The 20,191-nt window shown below is 61.4% G+C and carries 17 protein-coding genes; 6 read left to right on the plus strand and 11 right to left on the minus strand.

What is annotated here, in order from left to right; translation table 11 throughout:
- Positions 1-127: 127 nt before the first annotated feature.
- From MHH62_RS09125 to MHH62_RS09145, 5 genes are all read left to right on the plus strand, one after another.
- Positions 128-1,276 (plus strand): efflux RND transporter periplasmic adaptor subunit, encoded by a 1,149-nt coding sequence (locus tag MHH62_RS09125; protein WP_014717303.1) that lies wholly within the window; start codon positions 128-130, stop codon positions 1,274-1,276.
- Positions 1,277-1,279: 3 nt separating this feature from the next.
- Positions 1,280-4,441, plus strand: coding sequence for an efflux RND transporter permease subunit (locus MHH62_RS09130; protein ID WP_014717302.1), 3,162 nt, complete (start codon positions 1,280-1,282; stop codon positions 4,439-4,441).
- Positions 4,438-5,895, plus strand: coding sequence for an AdeC/AdeK/OprM family multidrug efflux complex outer membrane factor (gene adeC / locus MHH62_RS09135; RefSeq protein WP_003189337.1), 1,458 nt, complete (start codon positions 4,438-4,440; stop codon positions 5,893-5,895). The genes MHH62_RS09130 and adeC overlap by 4 nt, the downstream gene beginning before the upstream one ends.
- A 180-nt stretch (positions 5,896-6,075) precedes the next feature.
- On the plus strand, positions 6,076-7,326 hold the full coding sequence (locus MHH62_RS09140; protein ID WP_019817827.1) for an OprD family porin: 1,251 nt from the start codon (positions 6,076-6,078) through the stop codon (positions 7,324-7,326).
- Between the two features lie 82 nt (positions 7,327-7,408).
- Positions 7,409-8,308: a polysaccharide deacetylase family protein gene (locus MHH62_RS09145; protein WP_032903221.1), complete on the plus strand. Its 900-nt coding sequence runs from the start codon at positions 7,409-7,411 to the stop codon at positions 8,306-8,308.
- A 128-nt stretch (positions 8,309-8,436) separates the two neighbouring features.
- Here the strand turns inward: MHH62_RS09145 and pcaC are convergent, their stop codons facing one another.
- From pcaC to pcaR, 11 genes are all read right to left on the minus strand, one after another.
- Entirely contained in the window at positions 8,437-8,835 is a 399-nt protein-coding gene (gene pcaC, locus MHH62_RS09150) for a 4-carboxymuconolactone decarboxylase (RefSeq protein WP_003189316.1), read from the minus strand.
- A 10-nt stretch (positions 8,836-8,845) separates the two neighbouring features.
- Complete coding sequence (gene pcaD / locus MHH62_RS09155; RefSeq protein ID WP_339232846.1) at positions 8,846-9,637, minus strand: 3-oxoadipate enol-lactonase; 792 nt, start codon at positions 9,635-9,637, stop codon at positions 8,846-8,848.
- Between the two features lie 10 nt (positions 9,638-9,647).
- The gene (locus MHH62_RS09160) at positions 9,648-11,012 is read right to left on the minus strand and encodes a 3-carboxy-cis,cis-muconate cycloisomerase (RefSeq protein WP_339232847.1); all 1,365 of its coding nucleotides are present in this window, start codon (positions 11,010-11,012) and stop codon (positions 9,648-9,650) included.
- Between the two features lie 10 nt (positions 11,013-11,022).
- A complete protein-coding gene (locus MHH62_RS09165; protein ID WP_014717296.1) occupies positions 11,023-12,318 on the minus strand; it encodes an MFS family transporter in 1,296 nt (431 codons plus the stop codon).
- Positions 12,319-12,507: 189 nt separating this feature from the next.
- Positions 12,508-13,074 carry a protocatechuate 3,4-dioxygenase subunit alpha gene (gene pcaG / locus MHH62_RS09170; RefSeq protein WP_014717295.1) on the minus strand — a complete coding sequence of 189 codons (567 nt, stop codon included), beginning with the start codon at positions 13,072-13,074 and terminating at the stop codon, positions 12,508-12,510.
- Position 13,075: 1 nt separating this feature from the next.
- Positions 13,076-13,780, minus strand: a complete 705-nt coding sequence (gene pcaH, locus MHH62_RS09175) for a protocatechuate 3,4-dioxygenase subunit beta (protein ID WP_019817832.1) — start codon at positions 13,778-13,780, stop codon at positions 13,076-13,078.
- 21 nt (positions 13,781-13,801) lie between these two features.
- The gene (gene pcaF / locus MHH62_RS09180) at positions 13,802-15,004 is read right to left on the minus strand and encodes a 3-oxoadipyl-CoA thiolase (protein ID WP_173877531.1); all 1,203 of its coding nucleotides are present in this window, start codon (positions 15,002-15,004) and stop codon (positions 13,802-13,804) included.
- Positions 15,001-15,780, minus strand: coding sequence for a CoA-transferase subunit beta (locus MHH62_RS09185; RefSeq protein WP_032903226.1), 780 nt, complete (start codon positions 15,778-15,780; stop codon positions 15,001-15,003). Before MHH62_RS09185 ends, pcaF begins: the two co-directional genes overlap by 4 nt.
- A complete protein-coding gene (locus MHH62_RS09190) occupies positions 15,780-16,637 on the minus strand; it encodes a CoA transferase subunit A (RefSeq protein ID WP_032903227.1) in 858 nt (285 codons plus the stop codon). Before MHH62_RS09190 ends, MHH62_RS09185 begins: the two co-directional genes overlap by 1 nt.
- A 248-nt stretch (positions 16,638-16,885) precedes the next feature.
- Positions 16,886-18,226, minus strand: coding sequence for an MFS transporter (locus MHH62_RS09195; RefSeq protein WP_032903228.1), 1,341 nt, complete (start codon positions 18,224-18,226; stop codon positions 16,886-16,888).
- A gap of 145 nt (positions 18,227-18,371) precedes the next feature.
- Positions 18,372-19,214: a pca regulon transcriptional regulator PcaR gene (pcaR, locus tag MHH62_RS09200; RefSeq protein ID WP_014717290.1), complete on the minus strand. Its 843-nt coding sequence runs from the start codon at positions 19,212-19,214 to the stop codon at positions 18,372-18,374.
- A gap of 541 nt (positions 19,215-19,755) precedes the next feature.
- On the opposite strand from pcaR, the gene MHH62_RS09205 reads away from it, so the two are divergent.
- Complete coding sequence (locus MHH62_RS09205) at positions 19,756-19,956, plus strand: hypothetical protein (RefSeq protein WP_003189295.1); 201 nt, start codon at positions 19,756-19,758, stop codon at positions 19,954-19,956.
- Positions 19,957-20,191: the final 235 nt, after the last annotated feature.

The following is a 20,191-nucleotide window of genomic DNA, read 5'->3' on the forward strand; positions in this document are numbered from 1 at the left end:
GTCAAGAGTTTACAAACAACCATGAACGTAAGTATATTGCGTAGCAAGCTACTTATCCACTCACGGCTTGTTTTTTACCCTTCCACACTTCTTGTGCGCACTCTGCGCGCCTGACCCGAGGATCTTCATGCAACTTAAGCCAGCTGTTACCGCTCTGGTCACTGCCGTCGCCCTGGCATCGCTGCTCAGCGGATGTAAAAAGGAAGAAGCGGCACCGCCCGCTCAAACCCCTCAGGTCGGCGTGGTCACCATTCAACCGCAAGCCTATACCCTGACCACCGAGCTGCCAGGCCGCACCACGGCCTTCCGCATTGCGGAAGTTCGGCCGCAGGTCAACGGCATCATTCTCAAGCGCCTGTTCAAGGAAGGCGCCGACGTGAAGGAAGGGCAACAGCTCTACCAGATCGACCCGTCGGTGTATGAAGCCACGCTCAAAAGCGCACAGGCGAGCCTGACCCAGACCAAATCCATCACCGATCGCTACAAGCAATTGGTCGAGGAGCAGGCCGTCAGCCGTCAGGAATACGACACCGCCGTTGCCAACCGCATGACTGCCGAGGCAAACGTTCAAACCGCCCAGATCAACGTGCGCTACACCAAGGTGTACGCGCCGATCTCCGGGCGTATTGGCCGTTCTTCGGTCACCGAAGGCGCACTGGTCAGCAATGGCCAGGCCGACGCCATGGCGGTGATCCAGCAACTGGACCCGATCTACGTCGACGTCACGCAATCTTCAGCTGAAATGCTCAAGCTGCGTCGCGACCTGGCCAGTGGCCAACTGGAAAAAGCCGGCGACAACGCTGCCAAGGTCAAGCTGACCCTGGAAGACGGCACGGCCTACGCCCAGGACGGCAAGCTCGAGTTCTCCGAAGTGTCGGTCGACCAGACCACCGGTTCCGTGACCCTGCGCGCCGTGTTCCCCAACCCTGACCACGTGCTGCTGCCGGGCATGTTCGTCCACGCCCAGTTGCTGGCCGGTGTGAACAGCAAGGCCATCCTGGCTCCGCAACAAGGCGTGACCCGTGACCTGCGCGGCATTCCGACGGCGCTGATCGTGAACAAGGACAACAAGGTCGAGCAACGTGAACTGGTTGCCAACCGTACCGCCGGTGCCTACTGGCTGGTGGAAAAAGGCCTCAATGCCGGTGATCGCGTCATCACCGAAGGCTTGCAGTACGTCAAGCCAGGCGCCGAGGTGAAGGTCACGGAAGCCTCCAACGCTAAACCCGCCGGTACTGCCGCAGCGCCTGCTGCCGCTGCTGGTCAAGGGGAGTAATCCATGTCGAAATTTTTTATCGACCGTCCCATTTTCGCCTGGGTAATTGCCCTGGTGATCATGCTGGTCGGGGCACTCTCGATCCTGAAGTTGCCCATCAACCAATACCCGGCCATTGCGCCAACGGCCATTGATATCCAGGTGACCTACCCAGGTGCGTCCGCACAAACCGTGCAGGACACCGTGGTGCAGGTCATCGAGCAACAGCTCAACGGTATCGACAACCTGCGTTATGTCTCCTCGGACAGTAACTCCGACGGCAGCATGACCATCACCGTGACGTTCAACCAGGGTACCAACCCGGATATCGCCCAGGTCCAGGTACAGAACAAGCTGAACCTGGCCACCCCACTGCTGCCGCAAGAAGTGCAGCAACAGGGTATCCGTGTGACCAAGTCGGTGAAGAACTTCCTGATGGTGATCGGTCTGGTGTCGGAAGACGGCAGCATGACCAAGGACGACCTCTCCAACTACATCGTGTCCAACATCCAGGACCCGATCTCCCGTACCGCGGGGGTGGGTGACTTCCAGGTGTTCGGTTCGCAGTACGCCATGCGTATCTGGCTCGACCCGGCCAAGCTCAACAACTACCAGCTCACGCCAGTGGACGTCAGCAATGCCATCAAGGCCCAGAACGTGCAGGTGGCCACCGGCCAACTGGGCGGCCTGCCTGCCCTGCCCGGCACCCAGCTGAACGCCACGATCATCGGCAAGACGCGCCTGCAAAGCACCGAGGAATTCGCCAAGATCCTGATGAAGGTGAACACCGACGGCTCCCAGGTTCGCCTGGGTGACGTCGCGCGCATCGAACTGGGCGGCCAGAACTACAGCATCAGTGCACAGTTCAACGGCAAGCCGGCTTCGGGTATGGCGATCAAGCTGGCGGCCGGTGCCAACGCACTGGACACTGGCAAGGCCATCCGCGAAACAGTCAAGTCCCTGGAGCCGTTCTTCCCGCCAGGCATGAAGGCGGTGGTGCCGTATGACACCACGCCGGTCGTGACCGAATCGATCTCCGGTGTGGTTCACACCCTGGTCGAAGCGATCGTGTTGGTGTTCCTGGTGATGTTCCTGTTCCTGCAGAACTTCCGTGCCACCATCATCACCACCATGACCGTACCGGTGGTATTGCTGGGTACCTTCGGGATCCTGGCGGCGTGCGGCTTCACCATCAACACCTTGACCATGTTCGGCATGATCCTGGCCATCGGCTTGCTGGTGGACGATGCCATCGTGGTAGTGGAAAACGTCGAACGGGTAATGGCTGAGGAGCACCTGTCGCCCAAGGAAGCAACGATCAAGTCCATGGGCCAGATCCAGGGCGCCCTGGTGGGTATTGCCCTGGTACTGTCGGCGGTACTGCTGCCGATGGCGTTCTTCGGTGGTTCTACCGGTGTGATCTACCGGCAGTTCTCCATCACCATCGTTTCGGCGATGGCGTTGTCGGTGCTGGTTGCCCTGATCTTCACCCCGGCGTTGTGCGCCACCATGCTCAAGCCGATTGATCCGGAAAAACACGGCCAGCCCAAGCGCGGCTTCTTCGGCTGGTTCAACCGCACCTTCGACCGTGGCGTACTCAAGTACGAGCGCGGCGTGGGCGGCATGATCAAGCACAAGATCCCGGCATTCCTGGTGTACGCGCTGATCCTGGCCGGCATGATCTGGATGTTCACCCGTATTCCAAGCGCGTTCCTGCCTGAGGAAGACCAGGGTGTGATCTTCGCCCAGGTGCAGACACCGGTCGGTGCTTCGGCTGAGCGCACGCAAAAAGTCGTCGACGACATGCGCGCCTTCCTGCTGAACGACAAGGAAGGCGAGCCAGGCGAAGGCAAGGCAGTGAAATCGGTGTTTACCGTGAACGGCTTCAACTTTGCTGGCCGTGGCCAGAGCTCGGGTCTTGCGTTCGTGATGCTCAAGCCGTGGGACGAGCGGGATTCGAGCCAGTCGGTGTTCGAAGTGGCCAAGCGTGCCCAGGGTTACTTCTTCGGGGCCTTCAAGGACGCCATGGTATTTGCCATCGTGCCGCCTTCGGTGCTGGAGCTGGGTAACGCCACCGGTTTTGACGTGTTCCTGCAAGACCAGGGTGGCGTCGGCCACGACAAGCTGATGGCTGCACGTAACCAGTTCCTGGGCGCTGCGGCACAAAGCAAGGTGCTGGCCGGCGTACGCCCTAACGGCGTGAACGATGAGCCGCAGTACGAGCTGACCGTTGACGACGAGAAGGCCAGTGCCCAAGGCATCAGCCTCGCCGATATCCAGCAGACCCTGGCCATTGCCTTGGGTGGTAGCTACATCAACGACTTCATCGACCGTGGTCGCGTGAAGAAGGTGTATGTACAAGGTGACGCCGCCAGCCGCATGTCGCCTGAAGATCTGGACAAATGGTACGTGCGCAGCAACGACGGGAAAATGGTGCCGCTGTCGGCTATCTCGTCGGGCCAGTGGATCTACGGTTCGCCCAAACTTTCGCGATACAACGGTGTAGCGGCGATGGAAATCCTCGGTACCCCGGCACCGGGCTACAGTACCGGTGATGCGATGGCCGAAGTCGAACGCATTGCCAAAGAACTGCCGGCCGGTGTCGGTTATGCCTGGACAGGCCTGTCGTACGAAGAACGCCTTTCCGGTTCCCAGGCGCCAGCCCTGTACGCACTGTCGCTTTTGGTCGTGTTCCTGTGCCTGGCAGCACTGTACGAAAGCTGGTCGATTCCGATTGCGGTGATTCTGGTTGTGCCACTGGGTGTGATCGGTGCACTGATCGCCACCAGCATGCGCGGCTTGTCCAACGACGTGTTCTTCCAGGTGGGCCTGTTGGTGACGGTGGGCCTGGCGGCGAAAAACGCCATCCTCATCGTGGAATTCGCCAAGGAACTGCACGAGCAAGGCAAAGGCATCGTCGAGGCGGCTATCGAAGCGTCCCGTATGCGTCTGCGCCCGATCATCATGACCTCGTTGGCGTTCATGCTCGGCGTACTACCGCTGGCAATCTCCACCGGCGCCGGCTCAGGCAGCCAGCACGCAATCGGTACCGGCGTTATCGGCGGTATGATCACGGCCACTGTGCTGGCGATCTTCTGGGTGCCGCTGTTCTACGCAACCGTGTCCGCCGCTGGCGAACGCAAAAAGAAAGACACTACTGAAACTCCTAAAGAGGCTGGCCAATGAGCAAGTCGCTACTTTCCCTAGCCGTCACCGCATTCGTGCTCAGTGGCTGCTCGCTGATACCTGACTATCAGCGCCCCGAAGCGCCGGTGGCCGCGCAGTTCCCGCAGGGGCCGGCGTATTCGTCGGCCCAGGCGCCGAGCCAGGCCGCTGCCGAGCAAGGCTGGAAGCAGTTTTTCCATGACCCTGCCCTGCAACAGCTGATCCAGACCGCGTTGGTGAACAACCGTGACCTGCGTGTCGCGGCGCTGAACATCGACGCCTATGCGGCGCAATATCAGATCCAACGTGCCGACCTATTCCCGGCCGTGTCGGCCACCGGTAACGGCAGCCGTTCGCGCACCCCGGCCAAGCTGTCGCAGACCGGCGAATCGACCATCGCCAGCCAGTACTCGGCGGGCCTTGGGATCAGCTCTTATGAGCTGGACCTGTTCGGTCGCGTGCGCAGCCTCAGTGAAGAAGCGCTGCAGAAGTACTTCGCCACTGAAGAAGCACGTCGCAGCACCCAAATCAGCCTGGTGGCCAGCGTGGCGAATGCCTACCTGACCTGGCAGGCCGACAAGGAGCTGCTCAAGCTGACCCAGGACACCCTGGCCGCGTTCGAGCAAAGCTACAAGCTCACCTCGCGCAGCAATGAAGTCGGCGTGGCCTCGGCCCTCGACCTCAGCCAGGCACGCACCTCGGTGGAAAACGCCCGTGTGCAACTGGCGCGTTACACCCGCCAGGTGGCCCAGGACGAAAACAGCCTGACCCTGCTGCTGGGCACCGGCCTGCCGGCGAATATCGCCAGCAAGCCGCTGTCCGATGACCTGCTCAGCGAAGTGCCGGCCGGGTTGCCATCGGACCTGCTGCAACGTCGTCCCGACATTGTGCAAGCCGAGTACAACCTCAAGGCCGCCAACGCCAACATCGGCGCGGCCCGTGCGGCGTTCTTCCCGAGCATCAGCCTGACCGCCAGCGCCGGTACTGCCAGCCCTACCCTGGGTGGCCTGTTCAAAGGCGGTTCGGGAACCTGGGCGTTTGCCCCGCAGATCAACATCCCGATCTTCAACGCCGGTAGCCTGCGCGCAAGCCTGGACTACTCGAAGATCCAGAAAGAGATCAACGTGGCCAACTACGAGAAGGCCATCCAGACCGGCTTCCAGGAAGTCTCCGACGGCCTGGCCGCGCGTGCGACCTACAAGCAGCAACTGGATGCCCAGCGCGGCTTCGTCGAGGCTAACCAGGATTACTACCGCCTGGCCGAGCGTCGCTACCGCATTGGTGTCGACAGCAACCTGACCTTCCTCGACGCCCAGCGCCAACTGTTCAGTGCCCAGCAATCGCTGATCACCGACCGCCTGGCGCAGCTCACCAGCGAGGTCAACCTGTACAAGGCCCTCGGCGGTGGCTGGAACGAGCAGACTGCGAAGAACGAGCCGTTGAAAGAACAAGCACCGCCGTTGAAGTTGTTCTGATAGCGCGGGTGTGAAAACCGCTTCCCTCACCGGAAGCGGTTTTTTTATGCCTGCATTGTTGCCCTTACAACTTGCGTTCGATCATCGCCCACAACCCACCTTCCCCTACTTTCATAGCCCCCGCACCGCCGCGCACCATGGCCGCCACCTGCATAAACCCAATAACAACAGGTTCACACCATGAGCACTTTCCAACCGCGCCAGCTGTTGCTGGCGGCTGCTGTCGCCAGTTCTGCCCTGCCCGTTCTCGCCCAGGATCACGGCTTTCTCGAAGACGCCAGCGCCAACCTCAACCTGCGTAATTTCTTCTTCAACCGCAACTACACCAACCCGACCAAGGCTCAGGGTGGCGCGCAGGAGTGGACGCAAAGTTTCATTCTCGACGCCAAGTCCGGGTTCACCCAAGGCACAGTCGGTTTTGGTGTGGATGTGCTGGGCTTGTACTCGCTCAAGCTCGATGGCGGGCGTGGCACAGGCGGCACGCAGTTGCTGCCGCTGGACCATGACGGCCGGCCAGCCGATGAGTTTGGCCGGCTGGGCGTGGCATTCAAGGCGCGCTTTTCCAAGACCGAGCTGAAGGTGGGCGAATGGATGCCGGTGCTGCCGATCCTGCGTTCCGACGATGGCCGCTCCCTGCCACAGACCCTGCGTGGCGGGCAGATCACCTCGAAGGAAATCGACGGCCTGACCCTCTATGGCGGCCAATTCCGCGCCAATAGTCCGCGGGACGATGGCAGCATGAGCGACATGTCAATGTTCGGCAAAACCGCCTTCACCTCCGACCGTTTCAACTTCCAGGGCGCCGAATACGCATTCAACGACAAACGCACCCAAGTCGGCGTGTGGAATGCCCAGCTCAAGGACATCTACAGCCAGCAGTTCGTCAATCTGATCCACAGCCAGCCTGTGGGCGACTGGACCCTGGGCGCCAACCTGGGCTTCTTTTACGGTAAGGACGACGGCAGCGCCCGCGCCGGCGACCTGGACAACAAAACCTGGTCCGGTTTGTTCTCGGCCAGGTACGGTGGCAACACCTTCTACGTCGGCCTGCAAAAACTCACCGGCGACAGTGCCTGGATGCGCGTCAACGGCACCAGCGGCGGCACCCTGGCCAACGACAGCTACAACTCCAGCTATGACAACGCACAGGAAAAATCCTGGCAGGTTCGCCACGACTACAACTTCGCCGCCCTCGGTGTACCAGGCCTGACCCTGATGAACCGCTATATCAGCGGCAGCAACGTGCACACCGGCACCATCACCGACGGCAAGGAGTGGGGCCGCGAGACCGAAGTAGGCTATACGGTGCAAAGCGGCACGCTGAAAAACCTCAACGTGCGCTGGCGCAATTCGAGCATGCGCAGGGACTACAGCAACAACGAGTTCGATGAGAACCGGTTGATCGTCAGCTATCCGATCAGTCTGCTGTAAACCGGCATAGCACTTACTGTATGGTGCGCGCCTGCCGCTGCTGATCCCCCCAGCAGCGGCCTTTACTCGGGCCCTGCACGGCATGAAATCCTTCGCTACAGCAATCGCTTTGTTTGCCCTGGTCTTGAGCCTGGGGGGCTGTATCAGCGCACCCATCGCCCTGACACCACAGACCGAACAACGCCTGCTGGCCCAGGCGCCGATCCGCTTTTTGCTGACCTTCGACGATGGCCCAAGCGCCTCGGGCTACAACAATCCGAGCCGTTCGGTAGTGGCGGACCTGGCCAACAACCCGGTGCTGCCGGGGATCAAGGCGGTGTTCTTCCTGCAGACCGAAGCCGCTCGCGCAGGCGGCAGTTCCCGAGGCCGCAAGACCATGGAACGAGAATTCGCCGCTGGCCATATCCTGGCCTTCCACACGGCCACCGCGTTTCACACCAATCATCGCTGGCTGAACGACGCCACCCTGGAACACACCCTTACCGAAGGCGCCGCAGACATTGCCGCCATCACGGGCGCGCCCCCCGTGCTGGTACGCCCCCCCTTCTGGAACTACGACAAGCGCACCTTCGCCGCCTACCAACGCCACGGCATGCAGGTACTGTTGACGGATTTGAGCGCCAATGACGGCAAGATCTGGGGCTTCAACGCCAGCCCGCGTCGGCGGGCCAACCTGTATCGGCAACTGTCGGTGGTACGCGAACGCATCGCCTTGGGTGAACTACCGACAGTGGAGGGTGTGATCCCGGTAGTGGTGACCTTTCATGACATCAACCGCTACACCGCGCGGCATATGCAGGAGTACTTGCAGATTCTGATGGACAGCGCACGGGTCAACGGTTTGAAGACCGCGGCCGAGCCGTTCTATACCGACCACGCCGCGCTGGAACGCGCAGCGCTGGCCCGGACGGTCAAGGCTGTGAACGAGCCGGTGCACCTGCCTGGGGTGTGGAATTGGCTGTGGGATGCTGATTCCCACTAATACCTTAAACCTGTGACGATCCCCTGTGGGAGCTGGCTTGCCTGCGATGCAGACAACACGGCCCCCAGTCAGACCTCGCCGCTGCAATCGCAGGCAAGCCAGCTCCCACAGGTGATCGCCTTTCACATTCAGTCTTGTTGGCGAGACTCCACACCCAACTCATCCCACACTGACTCAGCCAAATGAAACGTCGCATTCGCTGCCGGAATCCCGCAGTAGATCGCACTCTGCATCAGCACTTCCTTGATCTCGGCGCGGGTTACGCCGTTGCTGGCGGCAGCACGCAGGTGCAGTTTCAGTTCTTCACTGCGGTTCATGCCGATCAGCATCGCGATGGTGATCAGGCTGCGGGTATGCCGAGGCAGGCCGGGGCGGGTCCAGATGTCACCCCAGGCGTGGCGGGTGATCATTTCCTGGAACTCGCTGTTGAACTCGGTCAGGGCATTGAGGCTGCGGTCGACATGGGCATCGCCCAGTACTTCGCGGCGCACCTGCAGGCCCTCGGCGTAACGTTGTTTCTCGTCCACAAATAGCTCCTCAGCGGGCCAGCAGAAATTCGATCACCCGGTCGCTGAACGCAGCACCGGCCTGAACGTTGGACAGGTGCGCTGCATAGAACTCGGCGTACTCGGCGCCCTGCACATGGTTCTGGATAAAGTGGCCGCCAGCTGGCGGCGTCACCGCGTCTTCGGTGCCGGCAATCACCAGGGTCGGCACCTTGATCGAGGACAATTGCTCACGAAAATCCGCATCGCGCACGGCGCCGCAGTTGGCGGCATACCCCTTGGGCGAAGTGGCCGCGAGCATATCGGTGATCTGCTTGGCCTGGTGCGGGTTGGCAGCGGCGAAATCTGCGGTGAACCAGCGCGCAATGGACGCATCGCGCAGCGCCACCATCGCGGCGGCGCCATCACGCAGGACCATTTCGATACGCGGGTTCCACACCTCGGGCGTGCCGATCTTGGCCGCGGTATTACACACCACCAGGCGTTGCAGGCGCTCGCCGGCATGAATGCCCAGCCATTGGCCGATCAAGCCGCCCATGGACAATCCGCAAAAATGCGCCTTCTGGATATCCAGCGCATCCAGCAGTGCGAGCACGTCTGCCCCCAGTTGCTCGATGCTGTAAGGCCCCTCGGTCACCAGGGATTGGCCGTGGCCACGGGTGTCGAAACGCAGCACACGAAAATGCTCGGTAAAGGCCGGAATCTGGATATCCCACATATGCAGGTCGGTACCCAGGGAATTGGACAGCACCAGTACCGGTGCGTCGGCGGGCCCCTCGAGTTGGTAATGCAGTTCGCCCTCGGCGAGTTGTACAAAAGCCACAGCGGTCTCCTCAGGCAGTCAAAGCAAAATGTTCGGTCACCGCACGCGTGACCCAGGTAGACGCCTGGCCCAGGTAATGGGCCGGGTCGAGCAGGCGGTCCAGTTCAGCCGCCGACAGCTCGGCGGTGACGTGCGGCTCATCCGCCAGTACCGCGCGCAAATGGCGCTGCTCGGCGACCGCACGTTTGCAGCACTGCTCCAGCAGATGGTGCGCAGTGTCGCGGCCCAAGCGTTGGGCGAGCACGATACTCACCGCTTCGGCCAGTACCAGGCCCTGAGTCAGGTCGAGGTTGTGTGCCATACGTTCGGCATTCACCTCCAGCCCTTCACTGACCAGAATTGCCTGGTGCAAGGCACCGGACACCAAGCGGCAAATCTGCGGCAAGGTTTCCCATTCGGCGTGCCACAAGCCCAGGCTGCGTTCGTGCTCTTGAGGCATGGCGCTGAACATCGTTGCCACCAGGCCCGGTACGCGGGTGGCCGCGCTGATCAGCACTGCGGCGCCCACCGGGTTACGCTTGTGCGGCATGGTGGACGAACCGCCCTTGCCCGGCGCCGAAGGCTCGAACACCTCGGCCGCTTCGGTCTGCATCAACAGGCTGATATCGCGGCCCAACTTGCCGAGGCTACCGGCGATCAGGCCAAGCAGGCTGGCAAACTCCACCAGGCGGTCACGCTGGGTGTGCCAGGGTTGTTCCGGTAAGCCCAGTTGCAACTCGGCGGCCACGGCTTCGGCCACGGGCATGGCGTGTTCGCCCAGCGCTGCCAAGGTGCCCGAGGCGCCGCCAAATTGCAGGACCAGCAGGCGCGGTTTCAATTCAGCCAGGCGCTGGCGACTGCGCGTCACCGCGCCCAGCCAACCGGCGATTTTCATTCCCAGGGTGACCGGCGTCGCGTGCTGCAACCAGGTGCGCCCGGCCAACGGCACGGTGGCATAACGCTGGGCCTGGGCGGCCAACACCTCCCCCAGGCGAGCCAGGTCGGCTTCGATCAATTCCACCCCACGGCGCAGTTGCAGCACTAGGCCGGTGTCCATCACATCCTGGCTGGTTGCGCCCAGGTGTACATAACGCTCGGCGTCGGCGTCCTCACTGGCGATCAACTTGCCCAACGCCTTCACCAATGGAATCGCAGAGTTGCCCGCCGTGGCAATCGCGCTGCCAAGGGCGTCCACGTCATACAGCGACGCCAGGCACGCCTGGGCAATCGGTGCGACAGCGGCCTGGGGAATCAACCCGACCCGGGCCTGCGCCCGGGCCAGTGCGGCCTCGAAATCCAGCATGCCCTGCAAACGCCCCTGGTCACAGAACACTTCGGCCATGCTGTCAGCGGTGAAATAAGCGTCGAACAGTTGATTGCTCGTGCGCAGCGTCATAACTCATCCCTTACAGATCGTGATGCAGGTACGCCGCCTGTTTCGGCAGGCGCAAGCTGAACAGGAAGGCCACCGCCATCATCGCGGTGACGTACCAATAAAAGGTGTTTTCCATGCCGATGGATTTGAGGCTCAGCGCAACCACTTCTGCCGAACCGCCAAACACCGCGTTAGCCACCGCATACGCCAGGCCCACGCCCAATGCACGCACCTGGGGCGGGAACATCTCCGCTTTGACCAGGCCGCTGATGGAGGTGTAGAAGCTGACAATCGCCAAGGCCAGGGTGATCAGCACAAACGCCAAAAACGGGCTGGTCACGGTTTTCAAGGTCAGCAGGATCGGCACGGTAAACAGCGTGCCAAGGCCGGCAAACCAGAGCATGGAATTACGCCGGCCAATCTTGTCGGCCAACATGCCGAACAACGGCTGCATGCACATGTACAGAAACAGCGCGCCGGTCATGATGTAGCTCGACGTCTTGGCGTGCATGCCCACGGTATTCACCAGGTACTTCTGCATGTAGGTGGTGAAGGTATAGAAAATCAGCGAGCCGCCGGCGGTGTAGCCCAGCACCGTAATGAAGGCTTTGCCGTGGTCGCGAAACAGCGCGACGATACTGCCGGCGTCCTTGTCTTCACGCATTTCCTTGCTGGTGGTTTCTTTCAGGGTGCGACGCAGCAGCAGGGAGATCACGGCGGCTATAGCGCCGATCACAAACGGGATGCGCCAGCCCCAGGCGCGCAGTTCTTCTTCGGTGAGGATCTGTTGCAGGATCACCACCACCAGCACCGCCAGCAACTGGCCGCCGATCAGGGTCACGTACTGGAACGAAGCAAAGAAGCCACGCTGGCCCTTGAGCGCGACTTCACTCATGTAAGTGGCCGTGGTGCCGTATTCGCCGCCCACCGACAAGCCCTGGAACAGCCGCGCCACCAACAGCAACGCTGGCGCCCAGGCACCGATGGCGTTGTAGGTCGGCAGAAAGGCGATGACCAGGGAGCCGCCGCACATCATCAGCACCGAGATCATCATCGAGTTCTTGCGCCCGTGCTTGTCGGCCACCCGGCCAAACAACCAGCCACCGATCGGTCGCATCAGGAACCCGGCGGCAAACACCCCGGCGGTGTTGAGCAACTGCACCGTGGGGTCGTCCGAGGGGAAAAACGCCGGAGCAAAATAAATCGCGCAGAAGGCATAGACGTAGAAGTCGAACCATTCGACCAGGTTGCCGGAGGACGCACCGACAATCGCAAAGATCCTTTTGCTGCGTTCTTCTCCGGTGTAGTGGCTGGTTTTTGTTGTCATGTTTTTTTACTCAGTGGGAACGGTTATAGCCTAGACATACTTTGCAACAACCCTGTTCCGCAAGCAGACTTTTGGATAGTTGGAGCCTGAGAGGGCCTCATCGCGGGCAAGCCCGGCTCCCACATTTTGTGTTATGAACACATTCAAAGGTGGGAGCTGGCTTGCCTGCGATGGGGCCCTACAGCCAACTCAATAGTCGAAGAACACCGTTTCCTTATCTGTGCCCTGCAAAATCACATTCCACTGATAAACCCCTGCCGCATCCGCCTGGGCAATCAAGGTGCCACGACGTTCTGCCGGCACACACGCCAGCAACGGGTCATCGCCGTTCAAGGCCTCACCGTCAAAATAAATCCGCGTCAGCAAGTGCTTCACCAACCCACGGGCAAACACCAGCACCACCAAATGCGGCGCCTGGGTGGTGCCCTTGAGCCCCGGCACACTGCCCGGCTTGACGGTGGTAAAGCGGAAACGCCCTTCGGCATCCACCGGCACGCGGCCAAAGCCTTCGAAGTTCGGGTCGAGCGCTTTGTCCTGCTCGTCTTCGGGGTGAGCATATTTGCCGGCGGCATTGGCCTGCCAGACTTCCAGCATGGCATCGTTGACGACATCACCGTTGCCGTCCACCACTTGGCCGCTGATTGCCACACGTTCACCGAGGGTGGCAGTGACGGTCAGGTCTTCACGGTTCAGCCAGGTCAGGCCAATGTGGTAATACGGCCCGACGGTGTGGGACGTGGTCGCGTTGAGTGTCATCTCATTTCTCCATCGGCGTGGCGTCGCGGCCGCGCAGGACGATGTCCCAGCGGTAGCCGAGGGCATAGGAAGGAATGGTTTTTTCCAGGTCGAAACTGGCGATCAAGCGTTGCTTGGCGCTGGTGTCCGGCACGCAGTTGTAGATCGGGTCGTATTCCAGCAACGGGTCGCCCGGGAAATACATTTGCGTCACCAGGCGCGTCAGCACGCTGGGGCCGAACAGCGAAAAGTGGATATGCGCCGGGCGCCAGGCGTTGTGGTGGTTGCCCCACGGGTAGGCGCCGGGCTTGATGGTTTGGAACTGGTACCAGCCGTCGGCGTCGGTGACGGTGCGCCCGGTGCCGGTGAAATTCGGGTCCAGGGGTGCATCGTGCAGGTCGCGCTTGTGGTTGTAGCGGCCGGCGGCATTGGCCTGCCAGATCTCCACAAGGATGCCCGGCACTGGCAGGCCGTTTTCGTCCAGCACACGGCCATGAATGATGATGCGCTCGCCTTGCGGCTCGCCCTCATGCTGGGCTGTCAGGTCGTTGTCCTTCTCATTGATACGTTCGGCGCCGATGGTCGGGCCCGTGATTTCCGACAAGGAATGGGGCAGGAACACCAAAGGCTGTGAAGGCGAACGCAGGTTCGTCGACTGGTAGGCCGGGTGCAGGTAATCAGGTTGAGTGCCCGCTTGCGGGCGCCGGTAACCGGGCTTGTCACTCATGGAGCAATCCTCTTTTAGTTATCAGACGCGTTCAATCGCCAGGGCCAGGCCTTGGCCGACGCCCACGCACATGGTCGCCAGGCCTTTGCGGCCGCCGGTTTTTTCCAATTGGTGCAGGGCCGTCATCACCAACCGCGCACCACTCATCCCCAAGGGGTGACCGAGGGCAATGGCGCCGCCGTTGGGGTTGACCTGGGGCGCATCGTCAGCGATACCCAGCTCGCGCAGCACCGCCAGGCCTTGGCTGGCGAAGGCTTCGTTGAGTTCGATCACATCAAAGTCGGTGACCGCCAACCCCAGGCGCTCCACCAGTTTGCGCACCGCCGGCACCGGGCCGATGCCCATCACCCGCGGGGCGACTCCGGCACTGGCCATGCCCAGCACACGGGCGCGGGCGGTGAGGCCGTGTTGCTTGACGGCCTCGGCGCTGGCGAGGATCAGCGCGGCGGCGCCGTCGTTGACGCCCGAGGCATTGCCGGCAGTGACGGTCTTGTCCGCGCCGTTGACCGGCTTGAGCTTGGCCAGGGCTTCCAACGTGGTGTCCCGTGGGTGTTCATCGTGTTCCACCAGGGTTTCGCCTTTTTTATGGGCGACCCGCACCGGAACGATTTCCTCGGCAAAGAACCCGGCGGCCTGGGCAGCGGCGGTGCGTTGCTGGCTGCGCAGGGCGAAAGCGTCCTGGTCGGCGCGGGAAACCTGATAGTCATCGGCCACGTTATCGGCGGTCTGCGGCATGGCATCCACACCGTACTGGGCCTTCATCAGCGGGTTGATAAAGCGCCAGCCAATGGTGGTGTCTTCCAACTTCATGTTGCGCGAGAACGCCGCGTCGGCCTTGCCCATCACAAACGGAGCGCGGGACATCGATTCGACGCCACCGGCAATCGCCAACTCCATTTCACCACTGGCAATCGCACGAAAAGCGGTGCCGATGGCATCCATGCCCGAGGCGCACAGGCGGTTGAGGGTCACTCCAGGAATACTTTCCGGCAGCCCCGCCAGCAGCAACGCCATGCGTGCCACGTTGCGGTTATCTTCACCGGCCTGGTTGGCGCAGCCGAGGAAGACTTCGTCTACGGCGCTCCAGTCCACCGACGGGTTACGCTCGATCAGCGCCTTGATCGGCAGTGCCGCCAAGTCATCGGCGCGCACCGTAGACAGGCCACCGCCGAAACGGCCAATCGGCGTACGAATGGCATCGCAGATAAATACCTCGCGCATCAGGCTTCTCCCGGTGCTTGGCCATGGGCGGCGGCGGTGCGTGCTTCGAGGTCACGCAGGGCGGTCAGTTCGGTCTCGGTGGGTTCAGCGGTGGTGCTCACCTTGTCGGCAAAGCGAATCGCCCAGCCGGTGGCGGCGATCACTTGCTCGCGGGTCACGCCCGGATGCAGCGCAGTGACCACGAACTCATGGCTGCCCTCCTCCGGCTCCATGATGCACAGGTCGGTAATGATGCCCACCGGGCCGGCGCCGGGCAGGCCCAGACGCTTGCGTGAGTCGCCACCTTCGCCGTGACCGACGGAGGTGATGAAGTCCAGTTTGTCCACAAACGAACGGGACGATTGCTTAAGGATGATCAACACGCTCTTGGCCGAACCGGCGATTTCCGGCGCGCCACCGGCACCCGGCAAACGCACTTTGGGCTGGTGATAATCACCGACCACGGTGGTGTTGATATTGCCGAAACGGTCGACCTGGGCCGCGCCGAGAAAACCGACATCAATGCGCCCGCCCTGCAGCCAGTAGCGAAAGATCTCACCGGTGGGCACCACGGTGTCGGCGGTCTCCGCCAGCTCGCCATCGCCGATGGACAGCGGCAACACGCTGGGCTTGGCCCCAATCGGGCCGGACTCGTAGATCAGCACCACATCCGGCGAGGACGTCAGGCGCGCCAGGTTGGCCGCCTTGGATGGCAGGCCGATGCCGACGAAGCACACCGAGCCGTTCTTGAGGCGGCGTGCGGCGGCGACGGTCATCATCTCATTGGTGGAATAAGCCATTACTTAGCCTCCTGCGCGGCGGCCAGCTTGGCCTGGAATTCACTGAAGTCGGCAGTGCCGTGGATGTATTCGTCGATCCAGGCGGTAAAGGTCCCGCGGTCGCGGGCAATCGGGTCCCACGCCTGGTAGAAGCGGTTATCCCGCTCGTTGTAGCCGTGCGCGTAGGAAGGATGGGCACCACCGGGTACGTGACACACCGCCGTCAGCGCCCAGGTCGGCAGCACGCAGCTGTTCATCGGCGCATTCAGGTCGTCGACGATTTCCTCGACGGTGACGATGCAGCGCTTGGCCGCCAGCGCCGCTTCCTTTTGCACCCCGAGAATGCCCCAGAGCAGCACGTTGCCTTTGCGGTCGGCTTTCTGCGCGTGAATCACGGTGATGTCCGGACGCACCGATGGCACCGCCGCCAGCACTTCGCCGGTGAAGGGGCAGGTGACGGTCTTGATCAGCGGGTTGACCTTGGGCAAGTCGGAACCGGCATAGGCCCGCAACACCGCGAACGGCAGGCCGGAGGCACCGGCGACGTAGGCATTGGCCAGGTCGGCGTGGCTGTGCTCTTCGATCTCCAGCGCTTGCGGCCATTGTTTCTCTACCGCGTCGCGCAGCCGATGCAGGGAACCCACGCCCGGGTTGCCGCCCCAGGAGAAAATCAACTTGCGCGCACAGCCGGCACCGATCAACTGGTCGTAGATCAGGTCAGGCGTCATGCGCACCAGCGTCAGGTCTCTCTTGCCCTGACGAATGATTTCATGGCCTGCGGCCGTAGGGATCAGGTGGGTGAAGCCTTCGAGGGCGACGGTATCGCCGTCGTTCACGAAGCGCTTGACCGCATCACGCAGGGTGAGGATTTCAGCCATGGGGTTGGGCTCCCGGTGTTGATCGAAAAAGGCGCTGAGGTGGCGCCGAAGTGCTAGAAGATTAAGCCGGGGAAATGGGCCAAACAATCCGATAATCGACTGAGCGTTCGATTATCGAACCGATTGTTGCTTAACTAACCATCGCAAGGAACAGGGTCAATGCGGGAGCTGGCTTGCCTGCGATGGCGCGAGTGGATTCAGCACCGCTATCGCAGGCAAGCCAGCTCCCACAGGGGTAGTGATCGGTTTCAGGTCGCATCGGCATGGCTGACCATGCCCTTAATCATTACCGCTGCCGTGGCCAAGGCCGCCGGTATCACCAATGCGGTGAGCACCTGCTCGAAGTTCCAGCCCAGGCCCAGCAAGGTTGCGCCCATCCACGCTCCCAGGATCGCGCCGAAGCGGCCGATGCCGAGCATCCACGACACCCCGGTGGCACGGCCTTGGGTGGGGTAGAAACGCGCCGCCAGCGACGGCATCGCCGATTGCGCACCGTTGACGCACATCCCGGCGACCAGCACCAGGGTGGCCAACAACGTGATGTTGCCCAGGCTCTGCCCCACCGCGTAGGCAAACACCCCGGCCAGCAGATAGAACGTGCCGATCACTTTGTGCGGGTTGAACCGGTCCATCGCCCAGCCCACGCCCACCGCGCTCAATACCCCACCAAACTGGAACAGCGCGCCGATGAACGCGGCTTGCTCCATGCTCGCGCCACTGTCGCGCATCAAGGTGGGGAGCCAACTGGTCAGCAGGTAAACAATCACCAGGCCCATGAAGTACGTGAGCCACAACAGCAAGGTGCCAGCGCTGTAGGTGCCCGAGAAGATCACCGCGAACACATTGCGGGCCTTGACGGTTTTTTGCTCCGGTACGCTGAAGTGAGAGGCCTGGGCAACGATGTTTGGCTCGATAGGGGCCAGGGTCTTGCGCACCTTGTCGGTGCCGCGATTGCGCACCACCAGGTAACGCGCCGATTCCGGTAGCCATACCAGCAGCACCCCAGCCAGGATCAACGGCAGGATGCCGCCGATCAGCAACAGGCTGTGCCAGCCGAAGGCCGGGATCAGCTTGGCCGAAATAAACCCACCACCGGCCATGCCGAGGTTGAAGCCACAGAACATGCTGGTCACCAACAAGGATTTATGCCGCTCGGGGGTGTATTCAGACAACAAGGTGGTGGCATTCGGCATGCCGGCGCCCAGGCCCAGGCCGGTGAGAAAGCGCAGCACCAGCAACTGGTCGACAGTGGTGCTGTAGGCCGACGCCAGGCTGAACGCACCAAACACCAACACCGCGCCGACCAGCACGACTTTGCGGCCAAAGCGGTCGGCCAGGGGGCCGGAACCGAGTGCGCCAAACACCATGCCGATCAACGCGGCGCTCATCACCGGGCCGAGGCTGGCGCGGTCGATGCCCCAGTCCTGGGACAGCGCGGGCGCGATAAAGCCCATCGCGGCGGTGTCGAGGCCGTCGAGAAAGACAATCAGGAAACACAGGATCACCACGCGCCACTGATACCGCGAGAGTGGCTGGGTGTTGATAAAGGACTGTACGTCCAGGGTGGTACCGACAGAAGGCTGATTCATTATTTTTATTCCACACCGATGGCGGGCCGACGACCTGGGGCCGTCATTCTTATTGGGCAGCTCCTCAGAGCGCTGCCGCACATTAATAAGCCAAGGGAAACACCGTCAATCGAGCCAACCGGGATCTGTGCGGTCACCGAACAGCTTAGGCAAACAGCTGCGCACTCAGCTCACGGCTGGCGCTGAGCATGCTCGGCAAAAAGCGCTGCTCCAACTCGCTGCGGCTGACCCGACCGGCGTGGGTGCTGACATTAAGCGCGGCCAATACCTGGCCGGACGCGTCATACACCGGCACCGCGATGGAGCGCAGGCCCTGCTCCAGTTCCTGGTCGACAATGCACCAGCCCTGCTGACGCACCTGTTGCAGGCATTCCAATAACGCTTGCGGCGTGGTCAGGGTGCGGCTGGTCTTGGTTTGCAGGTCGGCATGGTCGAGATAATCCTGCAGCGAAGCGTCGTCGAGGGCGGCCAGCAGAATGCGGCCCATGGACGTGCAATATGCAGGCAAGCGCCCACCCACCGACAGGTCAACTGAGATCAGACGCTGGGTGGTGGCGGAACGGGCGATATAAAGAATGTCATCGCCTTCCAGGGTGGCCATGTTGCAGGCTTCATGCAGTTGCTCGCTCATGCGGTCCAGGTAAGGCTGGGCCGAAACAGCCAGCGGTGTGGACGACAGATAGGCATGACCGAGGGTCAGTACCTTGGGCAACAGCGAGTAGGTGCGCCCATCCGTGGTGGCGTAGCCGAGCTTGATCAAGGTGTGCAGGCAACGGCGCACGGCGGCGCGGGGAATTTCCGTGCGATGGCTGATCTGAGCGATGGTCAGGTGACGCTTACGCTCCTGGAATGCCTGCACCACGGCCAGGCCACGGGCCAGGGACGTCATGAAATCCGGATCACCGGTGAATGCCTGGATGCGCTTGGCCGGTGAAGCCACGATCGGCGGCGCCACTGATGCAAAGGAGTTGCGCAATTGATCGTTCATTTCAAGGGGCCTTCTCTTGTTATCACCACGGGAGGGTTGGCGGCTATTACAAGCCGTGCCGGTCGCCCTGCACAAGTCAGCGTCGGCAACATTGGGCGATTATCGAACGACCATGCGATTATCGCAATTTGGCCGGCGCTGGCGCACCCCTCGCGGCCCTGGTTTCAGATTTGCCTGATGCATCTATAAAGCAGGGGCATTTACCCTGCCAGGATGATGACGGTGTTCACAAATACCGACGCCAGCATGTAACAAACCTCTGACACATCGTTGACGCTTTTTAACTTCATGATGATAGTGTTATTCAAATGCGCCGCTATAATGCAACCTGTGCAGAGGTCGGCCCGGTATGTATCGGGAGTGGAGCTCACCGGGCGTTGCGGGTTGTATGCAGGGCCGGACACAAGTATTCGCTTAAAAGAACTGCCCTCAGGCCTATTTACCCATTTGAACGTTTTATTGTTCTATTTGGAACCGCCCGAGCACGACTTTCAGGCATGACGCTGCGCAATCAATAAACTCAACTCAATTAGGTAATACTGTGACGAAAGATGAACTGCGCGCGGAACTTGAGCGCCAGGAGCAACGTTACAAGGATGTCTACGGCGGGGAAGTCACCACCTACGCCGCGCAACCCGAGCCGGAACGCAAGCCATGGCGTAAACGCGCCAGCCTGCTAGACCAGGCATTTGCCCAGGAAATCCAAAAGATCGAGCAGGAGCTCAAGACCGAGGAGCCATAAGCGCTTCGGTTCGAGCCTTAAGGGTCGTGCTGTCTCTGCCGGTGAAGTACTGGCAGAGGGCACCCGCTTTAGCGTCCACTGGTCAGTAACCTACAGCCACCTACGAAATTTCATACAAATGTTTCAGGCATGGCATTTTCATGACTAAAGCCCGCCTTCTGCGGCCTGCGCTTTATAAATCAAAGACTTGCCAAAGCCCCGAAAACCCTGGGATGCGTGCGTCCTGCCGCGTTTT

Origin of the sequence: Pseudomonas sp. FSL L8-0168 (assembly GCF_037976155.1) — a bacterium.
Taxonomy (GTDB): Bacteria; Pseudomonadota; Gammaproteobacteria; order Pseudomonadales; family Pseudomonadaceae; genus Aquipseudomonas; species Aquipseudomonas paracarnis.